The sequence below is a fragment of the Lentzea sp. NPDC005914 genome (assembly GCF_040629405.1).
In the GTDB taxonomy this organism is placed as follows: Bacteria; Actinomycetota; Actinomycetes; order Mycobacteriales; family Pseudonocardiaceae; genus Lentzea.
Map to the genome: position 1 here is coordinate 72015 of NZ_JBEXVQ010000021.1, position 12724 is coordinate 84738.

Annotated in this window: 12 protein-coding genes; 2 read left to right on the forward strand and 10 right to left on the reverse strand. The window is 69.0% G+C overall.

Features of this window, described 5'->3' with window-relative positions; all coding sequences use genetic code 11:
- Nucleotides 1-17 precede the first annotated feature (17 nt).
- The 3 genes from ABZ345_RS27780 to ABZ345_RS27790 are packed head-to-tail and all read right to left on the reverse strand — an operon-like array spanning nt 18 to nt 5007.
- A complete protein-coding gene (locus ABZ345_RS27780) occupies nt 18-1625 on the reverse strand; it encodes a 5-guanidino-2-oxopentanoate decarboxylase (protein ID WP_359854698.1) in 1608 nt (535 codons plus the stop codon).
- On the reverse strand, nt 1622-3844 hold the full coding sequence (locus ABZ345_RS27785) for an acetate--CoA ligase family protein (RefSeq protein ID WP_359854700.1): 2223 nt from the start codon (nt 3842-3844) through the stop codon (nt 1622-1624). The genes ABZ345_RS27780 and ABZ345_RS27785 overlap by 4 nt, the downstream gene beginning before the upstream one ends.
- Nucleotides 3841-5007 carry an acyl-CoA dehydrogenase family protein gene (locus tag ABZ345_RS27790; RefSeq protein WP_359854703.1) on the reverse strand — a complete coding sequence of 389 codons (1167 nt, stop codon included), beginning with the start codon at nt 5005-5007 and terminating at the stop codon, nt 3841-3843. The genes ABZ345_RS27785 and ABZ345_RS27790 overlap by 4 nt, the downstream gene beginning before the upstream one ends.
- A 119-nt stretch (nt 5008-5126) precedes the next feature.
- Between ABZ345_RS27790 and ABZ345_RS27795 the strand changes: the two genes are divergently transcribed.
- Nucleotides 5127-5534, forward strand: a complete 408-nt coding sequence (locus tag ABZ345_RS27795) for a DUF6228 family protein (protein ID WP_359854706.1) — start codon at nt 5127-5129, stop codon at nt 5532-5534.
- 1 nt (nt 5535) lies between these two features.
- Here ABZ345_RS27795 and ABZ345_RS27800 read toward each other — a convergent pair whose 3' ends face one another.
- The gene (locus tag ABZ345_RS27800; RefSeq protein WP_359854709.1) at nt 5536-6648 is read right to left on the reverse strand and encodes a LuxR C-terminal-related transcriptional regulator; all 1113 of its coding nucleotides are present in this window, start codon (nt 6646-6648) and stop codon (nt 5536-5538) included.
- 121 nt (nt 6649-6769) lie between these two features.
- On the opposite strand from ABZ345_RS27800, the gene ABZ345_RS27805 reads away from it, so the two are divergent.
- Nucleotides 6770-7753: a methyltransferase gene (locus ABZ345_RS27805; RefSeq protein ID WP_359854712.1), complete on the forward strand. Its 984-nt coding sequence runs from the start codon at nt 6770-6772 to the stop codon at nt 7751-7753.
- 6 nt (nt 7754-7759) lie between these two features.
- On the opposite strand, the gene ABZ345_RS27810 is transcribed toward ABZ345_RS27805, so the two are convergent.
- From ABZ345_RS27810 to ABZ345_RS27835, 6 genes are all read right to left on the reverse strand, one after another.
- Nucleotides 7760-8113: a GntR family transcriptional regulator gene (locus tag ABZ345_RS27810; protein WP_359854715.1), complete on the reverse strand. Its 354-nt coding sequence runs from the start codon at nt 8111-8113 to the stop codon at nt 7760-7762.
- Between the two features lie 75 nt (nt 8114-8188).
- Nucleotides 8189-8497, reverse strand: a complete 309-nt coding sequence (locus tag ABZ345_RS27815; protein ID WP_359854718.1) for a membrane lipoprotein lipid attachment site-containing protein — start codon at nt 8495-8497, stop codon at nt 8189-8191.
- Between the two features lie 15 nt (nt 8498-8512).
- Nucleotides 8513-9811 carry a sulfite exporter TauE/SafE family protein gene (locus ABZ345_RS27820; protein WP_359854720.1) on the reverse strand — a complete coding sequence of 433 codons (1299 nt, stop codon included), beginning with the start codon at nt 9809-9811 and terminating at the stop codon, nt 8513-8515.
- The gene (locus ABZ345_RS27825) at nt 9808-10845 is read right to left on the reverse strand and encodes a tetratricopeptide repeat protein (RefSeq protein ID WP_359854722.1); all 1038 of its coding nucleotides are present in this window, start codon (nt 10843-10845) and stop codon (nt 9808-9810) included. Before ABZ345_RS27825 ends, ABZ345_RS27820 begins: the two co-directional genes overlap by 4 nt.
- A gap of 15 nt (nt 10846-10860) precedes the next feature.
- Nucleotides 10861-12276 carry a DUF4331 domain-containing protein gene (locus ABZ345_RS27830; protein WP_359854725.1) on the reverse strand — a complete coding sequence of 472 codons (1416 nt, stop codon included), beginning with the start codon at nt 12274-12276 and terminating at the stop codon, nt 10861-10863.
- A gap of 59 nt (nt 12277-12335) precedes the next feature.
- The gene (locus ABZ345_RS27835; RefSeq protein WP_359854727.1) at nt 12336-12704 is read right to left on the reverse strand and encodes a hotdog fold domain-containing protein; all 369 of its coding nucleotides are present in this window, start codon (nt 12702-12704) and stop codon (nt 12336-12338) included.
- Between the last annotated feature and the right edge of the window lie 20 nt (nt 12705-12724).

A 12724-nucleotide genomic window follows, 5' to 3' on the forward strand; every position in this document is an offset into this window, starting at 1 on the left:
GCGGACAAAACAAGGACTTATGCGCCTGCCAGGTCGCCCACCACGTGGATGACGGTCGGGCGGTCGGCGGTGAAGGCCTTGCGCAGGGCCGTGGCGAGCTTGTCCTCGTCGTCGACGGTCAGGCCGTGGCAGTTGAGGCCCTTGGCGACCCTCGCGAAGTCGACGCCGGGCAGGTGCACGCCGTGGACTGGGTCGCTGCGGTCGGTCATCTCGCGGCGGATCTCGCCGTAGCCGCCGTTGTCGGCGATGATCACGGGCAGGGGCAGGCGTTCCTGGGCCGCGGTGGCCAGTTCGGGGAGGGTGAACATCACGCCGCCGTCGCCGTGCAGGGCTACTACCTGGCGGTCCGGGGCTCCCATCTTGGCGCCGATGGCCGCTGGGAGGCCGTAGCCGAGCGTGCCGAAGCCGGTGGGGTACAGGAAGCTTGCCGGGCCTTCCAGGGGCAGGTTGGACAAAGTGCCGTAGTAGCAGGCCATTGCGCTGTCGGCGGCGATGATGGCGCCTGGGGACAGGACTTCCTGCATGGCTTCCACCAGTGGGAGCCACGGGGCGCCTTGGGAGCGGGCGTGTTTGCGGAAGAGCTTTTGCCAGCGTTCGGCGCGTTTTGTGGCTTCGGGGGTGGCTTTGCCGTTGCCGAGGCGTTGGTTGAGGGCGGTGACGGTGGCTTGGGCGTCGCCGACGAGGCGGTAGTCCGGGAGGGCGTTGGTGATCATCTGGGCAGGGTCGACGTCGATGCGGATCAGGTCGCCGGCGAACTTCAGCGGGCCGTTCCACAGGTCGGTGGAGGCCAGCTCGGTGCCGATGGCGACGACCACGTCGCACTCGGCCACGAACTCGGCTACGGCCTTGTGGTGCAGGCCCGCGCCGATGGAGAGCTGGTGGCGTTCGGGAAAGGTGCCTTTGCCGTTGGCGGTCGCGACCACCGGGGCGCCGAGGCGTTCGGCCAGGGCGGTGATCTCCTCGGCCGCGCCCTTCGCGCCGCCACCGATGATCAGGCCCGGGCGCGTCGCGGAGTTGAGACGGCCCGCGGCCGCGGCGATGGTGACGGCGTCGGCCGGTGGGTGGGCGACCAGGACCGGGGCGACGTCGATGACCTTGTCGAAGGCGTCGATGAGGTCCAGCGGGATCTCGAGGTGGGCGGGGCGGGGGCGGCCGGATGTCATGTGCGCGAACGCTTGGGCCACGGCGAGCGGGATTTCGGCGACGCTGTGGACGCGGTTCGAGTAGCCGATGACGGCTTCGAGCGCGGCGCTCAGGTGGCGGGCTTCGTGCAGGGTGCCGTTGCCTCGGCCGGGGTGCCGCAGGGGCATTCCCGGTGAGATGAGCAGGACCGGCACGGAGTCGGAGTACGACTGGGTCACCGCGGTCATGGCGTTGAGGACGGCCGGGCCGCTCGTCGTGAGGCAGACGCCGGGTTTGCCGGTGACGCGGGCGTATCCGTCGGCGGCGAAACCGGCTCCCTGCTCGTGGCGCGGCGTGACGGTCTTGATGTCGTGGTCGGCCAGGGCGCGGTAGATGCCGAGGTTGTGGGTGCCGGGGATGCCGAACACCAGCTCGGTGCCGTGGGCGACGAGTGCGCGCACCAGCGCGTCACCCCCGCTGCTGCGAGGAACGGTCATGCTCATGCCACGCGTTGTCCACTCGTATCGTTCAACGTGTCCCCCGAAGGGATGATCAGCGCGTCGACGGCCAGTACGCCGTCCGGGCCCACTCGCACGGGGTTCAGCTCGATCTCGGCCAAGTCCGGCCGGGCTGCGAGCATCTCGGAGATCTGGGCGATCACCTGGGCCAACGCTGTCACGTCCACGGGTTGCGCGCCGCGCGAGCCGGACAGGAGCGGGGCGGAGACGAGGCGTGCCAGCATCTCCCGCGCTGTGGCGGGAGTCACGGGCGCGAGCTCGATCGCGGTGTCCCTGAACAACTCTGCGTGGATGCCGCCCGCCCCAACGAGAATCACTGGGCCGAACGAGTGATCCCGCCGGGCGCCGATGATCAGTTCGACGGTGTTCTCGCGCGTGTCCATCTCTTCGAGGACGTAGGTGCCGGGGCCGAGCCTGGCCTGCATCTCCTCGAACGCCGTGGCGGGGTCGGTGAGGTTGAGCCGCACGCCGCCGTGCTCGCTCTTGTGGGCCAGCCAGTCGGCTTTGAGCGCGTAGGGGCCGTTCAGCGTGGTGGCCTTGACCTCGGCGGCCGTGGTGACGGCGTGGGCCTCGGGAAACCGGACGAACGGCAGGAGTTCGCGGGCGGCGAGATAGCCGGGCCGGTACGGCAGGAATTCGCGGGCCGCAAGATCGCCGGGCTGGTGCGGCAGGAGTTCGCGGGCGGCAAGATCGCCGGGCTGGTGCGGCGGGAGTTCGCGGGCGGCAGGATGGCCGGGCTGGTGCGGCGGGAGTTCGCGGGCGGCAGGATGGCCGGGCTCGTACGGCAGGCTCGCGCAGGGGTCCCCTCCGAAGGGGTCCCCTGATTCAATTCTCCCAGCCAGCACCGACAATTCCGGGCTACTGCCCGAGCCGCTGCCCACGCCGGCGACCACCCGCGAGAGCGCGCCGAGACGTGCCGCGTCACCCAGCGCAGCCACAGCTCGCTCGATCGTGTGCTGCACCGGCACGCCGCCGGCCCGCAAGGTCCGGACGGCCGCCGAGTCCGCGCACATGCTGTGCACGGTGACCAGGACACCCGCTTCCCTTGCCAGGGAACAGATCTCGGCGGCCACCGCGACCTCGGCGAGCTCCAGCGACGGCGTATCCGCTCCGTAGCTGCCGAAGTAACCGGACAACACGACAGTGTCGACCTCGCCTCCACGCACCAGAGCCGAGACCGCGCGGGCGTAGTTCGCCAGGTCCTGCTCCCCCGCTCCGGCGAGGTCCACCGGGTTCCGCGTGGACGCCAGCGCCGGAAGTCCGTCCACAGCGGACAAAGCAGGCACCGAAAGCCCCGCGGCCACGGCGAGATCCGCCGCGATCGCCCCCTGCCCACCGGAGTCGGAGATGATTCCGACCCGACCGCCACGCGGCGTTCCCGACGCCAGGACCGCCCCGAGATCCACCATCGCGGCGGGCGTCGCCACCCGCACCGCACCGGCCCGCCGGCACGCCGCGTCCACAACGTCCAAAGAGGACGTGAGAGCCCCCGTGTGTGAGAGAGCAGCCTCCTGAGCGGCCGACGACGACCCCACCGTCAGCAACATCACGGGCTTCCCGGCCGCACGCAGCTCCGACATCGCCGCGACGATCCCCGGCCCAAAGCTCTCCAGGTACACCCCCACGACCGTCGTCATGTCGTGGGAAACCAAGTCCAGCAACGCTTCCGTCGCCGTCACGTCAGCCTGGTTGCCGACCGACACGAACCGCGACACCCCGATGCCCGACGACGCCGCGAGCCCGGCGATCTCCAGACCGACCTGCCCGCTCTGCGACACCACCCCCAGCGAACCGGGCTGGAACCGCCCCCACGCGAGGTGCAGCGACGTCGCCGCGTCGAACACCCCTAGACAGTTCGGCCCGAGCAAACGGGCTCCGGCGGACCGAATCCGGCTGATCACCCCGTCGTCGATGCCCGAGGTGATCCCGACGAACCCCCGCACCCCGACCGCCAACGCCTCGTCCACCACCGCGGGCACGTGCGCGGCGGGCACGGCGAGCACGACCAGTTCGGGCGCCTCGGCCAGTTCCGAGAGCGACCGCACTGTGGGGTACGAGAGAACCGAGCCACCGCCGTGGTTCACGAGGTGCACCGCACGGCGGTCGAGGCCGGTCAAAGCACCGCGCGCCAGCCAGTGACCCCACTTGGAGGGGTCGTCACTGGCGCCTACGACCGCGACGGACGCGGGGTCGGAGAAGATCATCTCGCACCGAGGCCGCGGGAGATGATGAGGCGCTGGATGTCCGACGTGCCTTCCTCGATCTCCTCGAGCTTGGCGTCGCGCATCCAGCGCTCGACGGGGTATTCACGCGAGTAGCCGTAGCCGCCGAACGTCTGCACCGCGGCGTGCGTGCACCACATCGCGTTCTCGGACCCGACGAGCTTGGCCATCGCCGACTCCTGCGCCACGGCATGGCCCTCGTCGTAGAGCGACGCCGCCCGCACGGTCAGCAGGTGCGAGGTGTCGACGCGCGTGGCCATGTCCGCGAGCCGGAACGCCACCGCCTGGTGCTGGATGATCGGCACGCCGAACTGCTCGCGTTCCCGCGCGTAGTCGGTCGCGAAGTCCAGCGCCGCCCTCGCCAGCCCCGTGGTCGCCGCGCCGATGAGGATGCGCGAGGCGTCGAACGTGCGCATCAGCCCGGCGAACCCCTGCCCCTCCTCGCCGAGCCGGTTCTCCACCGGCACGCGCACGTCGTCGAGGAACACCTCGGCGTTGACGATCGCGCGCTGGCCCATCTTCTGGAACGGCGGCCCGACCTCGAGCCCTGGCGTCTTCCGCGGCACCACGAACGCCGTGACGCCGCGGGATCGCTTGGCCGGGTCCACCGTCGCGAAGATGACGAACGTCTCGGCGTAGGGGGCGTTGGAGATCCAGGTCTTCTGTCCGTTGAGGACATACGAATCGCCCTCGCGCCGCGCCGACGTCTGGATGCTGGCCGCGTCCGACCCGCTGCCGGGCTCGGTGACGGCGACGGCGGTGAGCGGCGGCAGGTCCGTCCCGAGTGGACCGAGGAAGCGTTCCTGCTGCTCTGGCGTGCCGAGGTGCTCGACCGGTGCGCTGAAGAAGCCGTTGGACGTGATCAGGTTGCCGATGCCGATGTCGCCGTGGCACAGCTCCTGCTGCACGAGCACCTGGGTGAGCAGGTCGGTGACGCCCCCGCCGCCGAACTTCTCCGAGATCATGAACGAGGTCAGCCCGAGCTTCGACGCCTTCTCCCACACGTCGAGCGGCGACTCGGTGTCGGCCTCGTCGACGGCGCGCCCGCGCGGACGGATCTCCTTCGCGGCGAACTCCCGGGCCAGCTCGACGAACTGCTCCTGTTCGGCCGTGAGCCGCAGGCCGTCCCTGACGGTCCGCCCCATCTCGCACCCCTAAATTGACTGACGAATCAGTTATTCACGATCCACGGGGCAGCCTAGTTGTGTCAAGACGTATCGGGAGGTGCGCGAACGGGTGATCCCGAAGGCGTACTTTGAGTGTCGTGGAGGTAGTGATCACCTGCGTCGAGACGACCGGTGCCCAGGTGCGGCTGCGCGACTGCGTGGCGTTCGACCAGGACATCACGACGATGTCCGTCGAGTTGAACACGAACGGCCTCGAGGCACGGCGCGGCGTCGAGCTGCTGCTGGACCACGACGGTCTCGCGCGGTTCTTCGAGCGGCTCGCGGACGACTTTCTCGGCTGGGACGACGAACGCACGTGGCGGACGTACGACGAGGAATTCGGGGTGACAGCACGCTTTCACTCACGTGGGCGCGTCGAGTTGCGGTGGAGCCTCGCGGACAACGCGAGCCACGCGTGGTCGGCGAACGTCACGACGTGGATCCACGCGGGCGAGGACATGCGCGACCTCGCGGGCCGGGTGCGCGAGTTGCTCGACGCGCGTTGACTCAGGTGGTCTCGATGCCTCGTACGAACAGCCCTGGCGTCTCGGACGCCGGCTTCTCCCACCGCGTCGCGTAGTGGTCGAGGAAGATCTGACCGACGAGCTCGCCCCGCGTCCGCACGCCGGTCTTGTCGAAAATGGACTTGAAGTGGTCCTGCACGGTGTATGGCGACAGGGACAACGCCTTGGAGATCTCCTTGGTGGAGTGCCCCTGGATGCACTGCATCGCGACCAGTGCCTCGCGGTCGGTCAGCCCGTACGCCAGCGCCACCACGGGTGCGACGTCCTGAGGCGTGGCGGGATGGATGATCACCGCGGTCCGGCCGCCGGGGCCGAGGCGGGTGCCGTAGAGGAGCAGCCAGGTTCCGCCGCGCGTGCGGACACGGGCGCGTGCGGCCAGTTCGAGGGGATCGGTTCCCGGCGGGATGACCCTGGCGCGCGCGGCGACGGCCTGCACGATCTTCGACTCGCTCGGGTGGTCCGGCGCGGGATCCTCGACGAGCTCGCCGATCCAGCGTTCCGCCGCCGCCGAGGTCGACTCGGGTCTGCCGTCGTCGTCGAACACCACCACGCCCGGTCCCCAGTCCACGCGCGGACCGCCGGGCGACGCGGCGATGGTGCGACGCAGGCCGGTGGCGATGGACGACGACAACGCGGACAGCGCCGCCACCTCGGCCTCGGTGAACCACGGCTCGCCCGCGTGGCGCAGGAAGGCTGCCGCTCCCCAGTAGACGCCGTCGGCGACGAGCGAGACGCGCAACTCGTCGCCGAAGCCGAACGCCTCCTGTGAGCGGTGCCTGGCCGAACGGGTGGGGTCGCCGTGGGTGTCGATACCGATCGCCCCCGCGATGCGGCCGCTGTGGGCGAGGAACGACCACTTGTTGACGTCGTCGACGACGTACTCGTGGTAGGCCAGCCAGGAGCCGGAGCAGCCGACGTCGCGGGTGACGGTGCCGGTGAACAGGATCGTGCCGGGGTCGACGGTGTGCCAGCAGTAGGCGTCGAACGGGATGAAGGGCCGCAACGTCTCCGCGACGCCCGCGGTGAAGTCGGCCCAGTTCAGCCGGCTCGCGTCGATGCGCGCGAGGTCGGCACGCATTCGGGGCACCAGCGTCACGGGTCGTGACACTACGCCCGCGCCGCGCCCGCGACACCCCCAGAAATCTGGCTCCCACCTGCGGCGATCACCCAGCGTTCTGGGATGGCGGACGCGACCGCCGGCGCCGCAGGCTCGAACGATGACGACCACTTCCACCGTGACCCCGGACCAGATCTTCCAGCTCGCCCAGGGGTTCATGGCCAGCAAGCACCTGTTCGCCGCCAACGAGCTGGGCCTGTTCGAGGCTCTCGGCGAAGGACCAGCCGACCTCGACGCCCTGGCCGCTCGCACCGGTCTCCCCCGGCGCACGGCACGCATCAGCGCCGACGCCATGGTCGCGCTCGGACTCCTGGAACGCCACGGCGACCGGTACGCGAACACACCGGTGGCCGCGACGTTCCTGTCGGGAGCCACGCCCGCCGATTTCAGACCGCTGCTGAGGTTCTGGGACAAGCTCAGCTATCCGGCGTGGACGGACCTGGCCGGAGCGCTCGGCCGCGGCAAACCCGCGCACGAGATCTTCGAGATCGACGACGATCTCGTCCCCGTCATGTCGGCGGGCATCGACGCCGCCACCGCCGGTGCGTGCCGCGCGCTCCCCCACGTGGCCGGGTTGCCGTCAGGCAGCCGGGTGCTCGACATCGGCGGCGGGACGGGCTCGTGGTCCGCGGCCCTCACGGACGCCGACCCCTCGCTGACCGCGACGGTGTTCGAACTGCCCGAGGTGGCCGCGGTCGCCAGCGAACGGCTGCACTCGCCCCGGATCACCGTGCACGCCGGCGACCTGCTGACCGACGAGCTCCCGGCCGGCCACAACGCCTTCCTGCTGGCCAACGTCCTCCACTACTTCACCCCCGGCACCAACCAGGCGATCCTGCGCAAGATCCGCGCCGCCACCGAGCCGGGAGCACGCCTGCTCCTCGCGGACTTCTGGACCGACCCGACGCACACGCTGCCGTTGCCCGCGGCACTGATGGCCGGGGAGTTCGCGATCCACGTCAACGACGGTGACGTCTACAGCGTCGAGGAAGGTGCCGCGTGGCTCGCCGACTGCGGCTGGTCGTTCAGCGGGCACCTGCCGCTGGCCGGACCGATCAGCCTCGTCACGGCCGAAGCGGTCTGACCCCGGTCAAAACCGGCGCAGTGCCGCGCCGACGATCTCCAGGGCTTCCTGCGGCGTCAGGCCCAATTCCACCGACATCGACGCGTACTGCGCCGCCGCCGCACGAACGCGCTCACGGTTGTTGTCACCGTTCGCGCTCACCACAGTGCCCGCCCGGCCTCGCGTTTCGACGAGGCCGGCCTCCTCCAGCTCACGGTAGGCGCGGGCCACCGTGTTGACCGCCAAACCCAGATCTTTCGCCAATGCGCGCACCGTAGGCAGTTTGGCGCCCACCGGCAGTTCCCGGTTCGAGATGGCGTGGGCGTAGTGCACCCGCACCTGCTCGTACGGCGGTGTGTCCCCGTGGTGGTCGATCTTCACTGCGCCCCATCCTCCCCGGCATGTCACTACCTCTGTATTGACCAACGGAGGAGTGCGGCAGAGGTTGCGGTCAATTCAGCGAAGATTGGTCTGGTCCGCACCCATCTGGACGTAGAGCTTGCGCCAGCCGAGGTCCGCGGGCGTGGCTTCTTTGCCGTCGCAGTAGGACTTCGCGCCGTTCGAGGTGTAGTAGCGCAGGAGGGATAACGAGACGACGGTGTCCCAATTACCTTCGTCGAAGTACTCCTCCCCCGGCTGTTGCTCCTGGTGCTTCATGCAGGAGATGTCGGACTGGTGTTCGTCGTCGAACAAGGCGGTCGAACCGGACGTCGAGCACGCGGTCAGGGCGACAGCGGCGAACAAGAACACAACGAGCTTCTTCATGATCTCTCTCTTCTGTTAACCGGCCAGCGCACGCGTGGCCAGACCGACTCCGACGAGCATCACCAGCGCCGCCGTGCCCAACGGCGTGAAGTCCGCGTACTTGCGGAAACGGGCCAGGCGCGAACCGAAGCGGTCCCTCAAAGACACCAGCAGCAGCCCCGCGGCGGTCAGCGTCGCCGCCATCCCCAGCCCGTAGGCGAACACCAGGACCACGCCGAACCACGTGCGGCCCAGTGCGATCGCGCCGAGCAGCACGACCAGGGCAGACGGCGACGGCACCAGGCCGCCCGCCACGCCCATTCCGACGAGCCCCGCCCGGCGGTGCGCATGACCATGGCCGTGTCCGTGGCCATGACCGTGGTCGTGTCGCATACGACCACGGGACCGCACCGCCGAGCGGAGCAGCACTCCTCCGATCACCGCGACCAGCAGACCGCTCGCCACGCCGAGCCAGCGCAGAACTGACTCGCCGGCGATCACGCTGGACACGCTGAGCAGCAGCCCCAGCACCAAGACCCCCGCCGTGTGGGTGATGGTGACCGTGGCCCCAACGAGGAATGCGTCGCGGCGGGTTCCCCTCGAACCCGCCAGATAGGCGGCCATCACGGTCTTGCCGTGGCCGGGCAACGCCGCGTGCGACGCGCCCAGCACCAGAGACAGCAGGACCGCACCTATCCCGACCACCGGGGTGAGATTACCCACCAGTCCGACGGCCGCCTTCGTGGCTTCTCCCAACACTCCAGGCGGGGTGATGACCGTTCCCTCGCCCGGTTTCGCGACGAACCGCACCGCCCGCACGTCCAAAGGCGACGACAGCAGGTCGGACGGGTACGTGCGCAGCTCGTTCGTGATCGACTCGGCCGGTGCGCCCGACACCGCGACGTCGACACCGGCAACGGTGATCTCGCGCCACCCCGGCTTGTCCTTCAAATACGAGTCGCTGAACGTCACCTCGACCTCGCCCCGCACCGGCAGGAACGCCGTGTACTCGCAGGTCAAGCGCATGGTCGGCAGGCCTGCCTCACCGGGTGGGCGCACGACGTCGGCGTCGCGCACCTCGAACCGCAGCTCCTGCTCGTCGGCCATGGCGTTCAACGACTTCGCGCGTTCGGCGCAGCGCTTGCGGGCGTCGACGAAGTCCCGGTCCTGCAGGGTCGGGATCTCCGCACTGTCCACAACGGACCGCAGCTCGACCCGGTCGGGAAATACCCGCAGCCCGTCGTAGTGGTTCACGCTCAGGTTGCTCAACGGGTGCGCCTGCGCAACCCCGCCCATCAGCAGCATGCCGAACACGACCAGCAGGAACACCCTCATCGCAGACTCCCCAGAATCGCCTCGCGGTGCCGCAGAACCTCCGGGTCCCGCCATCCCAGCGCAACTGCCCTGTCCGAGTACCGCAGGGCTTCCGCGGAACGCTTGTTGGCCTGCAACGCCCACGCCACCGCGTCGGCGGTGAACACGCTCTGCCGCTTCGCCCACTCCTTCTCGGCGAACCTCAACGCCTCGGCGGGATCCCCGTGGTCAGCAGCGATCAAAGCCGCCGTCAGATCGTCGCCACCGAGTGCGCGCAACTGCTGCAACGCGAGGTCGTACTGCGCCCGCGCTTCATCAGGCATGCCCGCCTTGTCCAGCGCCCTGCCGTACTTCACCAGGTAGTCCGGCGACGGCGCCTTCGCCACGAGCCCGCGATAGACCTCGAGCGCCTCCTCGTTGGTCCGCCCCTTCAGCTCGTCGAGCTGGAAGCGGCAGAAATCCTTCTCGTCCGCCGAAGAAGCCGACTCCAACGCCCGGTTCAAAGCCTCCCGCGCGTCGTCCACGCGGCCGTGCAACTCGAAGTGGTACGCAGCGCGGGTGAACGACGCGACCCCCGGTCGCAGGTCCAGCATGCGTTGCAGCGCAACGGAAGCACCAGCGTCGTCGCCGAGCTGCGTCAACGCGTCAACGAGCACGCCCTGAGCCTGAGCGTTGTCCGGAAGAGCCGAAACCGCGCGCTGACCCCAATCACGAGCAGAAGCGAAGTCGTGCTTGGCGTTCGCCAGCGCACCACGGCCGATGAACGCCTCGCCATTGCTCTCCGGCCTGAGCCGCAACGACTCCGTCAAAGCACGTTCGGCACGCGAGTAGTGCTGGGGATCGAAGGTGACGCGGGCGAGCTCCACGTGCGTGGCACCGAGCTGAGCCCACGCTGCGGCGTCCTGAGGCGTTCGGCGGAGCTTGGCCTGCAACGACTCCGCGTTGCGCTGCAGGGCATGAGAAGCGGTCTGCGTGGCGGCGGGTGTTGCCGCCTGCGGGGAGGCGCAGGCGGCAACAGCGAGCACGGCTGCCAGCAGCGGAATGGTTTTCCACATGTCAGGCACCCTTGCTCAGTTGGAGTTGACCGCCCTGTTGCTGGGCAGGCCGACGTACGGGAACTTGTCCCCGAAGCGAACGTCGTTCTTGTTCACCCGGTCGCCCTTGGCGAGCGCCGGCACGAGCTTGCCGGTCTGCGCCGCACCCACCACGGCCTGGATCTCGATGTCCACGACGTCGTCGGCGAGCCTGCGGCCGTTCGGGAAGCCCTGAAGGTCACCGCCGAGCACGCCGAGCCGGTTCGGATCCTTCGTCACCGGCGTGGACATGTTGAGCCGCAACATCTCCGACGGCGCGAACTTCTTCGGGTCGACGTCGGCGTTGTTCAGCTGCGAGTTGAGATCGGCCTTGATCGGGCCGCCCGCCTTCGTGGTGATCCCGGTCAGGAAGATCTCCACCAGGTCGGCCCGCGGCGTCTTCGGTGCCGGGATGCCGTAGATCTGCTGGATCAGCCGCGCGAGCTCCGGGTCGTTCACCCGGTCCAGCAACGCCTGCACCTTCGCGTCGTTGACGGGCTGCAACCCGTTGAACGCGTCCTTGATGGGTGCCGACGACACGACTTCGTTCACCAGCGGGTTGCCCAGCCTCGACACCTGCACGAAGTCACCCTGCGGGGTCGCCCTGCCCGGTTCGAGCTTGAGCGAGCGCTTCTCGGTGTCGCTCCACACGCCGACCACCGGGTTGCGCTTCGGGTCGCCCTTGAGCGCCAGCATCGTCTTCGGCACCTGGATCGCGATGGTGTTGACGTTGTAGCCCATCAGCGTGTCCTGGTTGACCTCCTTCAGGTTCCCGCCGTAGAGCAGGTCGAACACCCTGAGGTCCAGGAAGAACGAGTCCTCCGACGGTCCGACGTAGACCTGACCGCCACCGGGGATCTTGGACGTGGCCTGGTCGCGGATCGTCGCGAAGTTCGGGAACGACGCGGGCCCGGTGTTCGACGGTGCCGCCCTTCCGTTGCGCACCAACGGAGTCGTCTTGCTGCCCTCGATCAGCTCGAGGTTGTAGTTCTGCCGGAACAACAGGTTGTCGTCGTTGATCGACGTGACCGGCCCGTTGTTGTAGAGGAAGGTCGGCGACTTACCGCCGCGCCGGTCGTCAGTGGTGAACGTGAACCGGAAGACCTTCTCCGGCATCGCGTCGCCGTCGGCGTCGATGTTGAGGTCGTACCGGGCGTCCGTGGCCCACGGGTAGAAGTTGGGGCCACCATTGGGTTCCTGCAGCCCGAACCAGTTCGCCACGAGCGTGACGGTGTCGGGTCTGTCGGGGCTGGTGAAGGCGTAGACGTCGGTGTTGTCCACCGCCGGGTCCGCCGCGATCAACGGTGCCTCGCGGTGGCTGGAGGCTTGAGCCGCCGGTATCGCCGCCGCGACCGCGACCACAGCGGCGGCGATCGCACCGCGCCGTAATCGTTGTTTGTTGCTAGTTGGCATTGTCCTGCTCCCTTCCCACGGCCGGGGATTCGGAAGCAGGACGCCTGCCGGTTCGAACTTTATTCGGCGGCTTTCGGAGCCACGACGGTGCCGCGGGCACGCGTTACGACGATCGGCTCAGCCAGTACGTCCGCCGACGAAGGTCCGCGATCGGGCGCCGACCGGCACACCACACGTGCCTCGAACTCGATCTCACGCGAGCGCTTTCCTATGCGCACCAACGTTGCCGTGGCCTCGACGACGTCGCCGGCCTGGATCGGCGCCGCGAACTCGACCGAGCTGTACCCCGCGAACAGCCCCTCGTCGGAGTCCGTGTGGATCAGCAGCTCGGTGGCCACGTCACCGAACATGCCGAGCCCGTAAGCACCGTCGACCAGGTTGCCGCCGTAGTGCGCGTGCGAGTGCGGCACGTAACGGCGGTGCGTCACCTGAAAACCTTCGACCAAAG

What these genes read in the sequence shown, in the direction of transcription:
- ABZ345_RS27780 (WP_359854698.1), bottom strand. Translation starts at nt 1,625, where the DNA reads ATGAGCATGACCGTTCCTCGCAGCAGCGGGGGTGACGCGCTGGTGCGC.
- ABZ345_RS27785 (WP_359854700.1), bottom strand. Translation starts at nt 3,844, where the DNA reads ATGATCTTCTCCGACCCCGCGTCCGTCGCGGTCGTAGGCGCCAGTGAC.
- ABZ345_RS27790 (WP_359854703.1), bottom strand. Translation starts at nt 5,007, where the DNA reads ATGGGGCGGACCGTCAGGGACGGCCTGCGGCTCACGGCCGAACAGGAG.
- ABZ345_RS27805 (WP_359854712.1), top strand. Translation starts at nt 6,770, where the DNA reads ATGACGACCACTTCCACCGTGACCCCGGACCAGATCTTCCAGCTCGCC.
- ABZ345_RS27815 (WP_359854718.1), bottom strand. Translation starts at nt 8,497, where the DNA reads ATGAAGAAGCTCGTTGTGTTCTTGTTCGCCGCTGTCGCCCTGACCGCG.
- ABZ345_RS27820 (WP_359854720.1), bottom strand. Translation starts at nt 9,811, where the DNA reads ATGAGGGTGTTCCTGCTGGTCGTGTTCGGCATGCTGCTGATGGGCGGG.
- ABZ345_RS27825 (WP_359854722.1), bottom strand. Translation starts at nt 10,845, where the DNA reads ATGTGGAAAACCATTCCGCTGCTGGCAGCCGTGCTCGCTGTTGCCGCC.
- ABZ345_RS27830 (WP_359854725.1), bottom strand. Translation starts at nt 12,276, where the DNA reads ATGCCAACTAGCAACAAACAACGATTACGGCGCGGTGCGATCGCCGCC.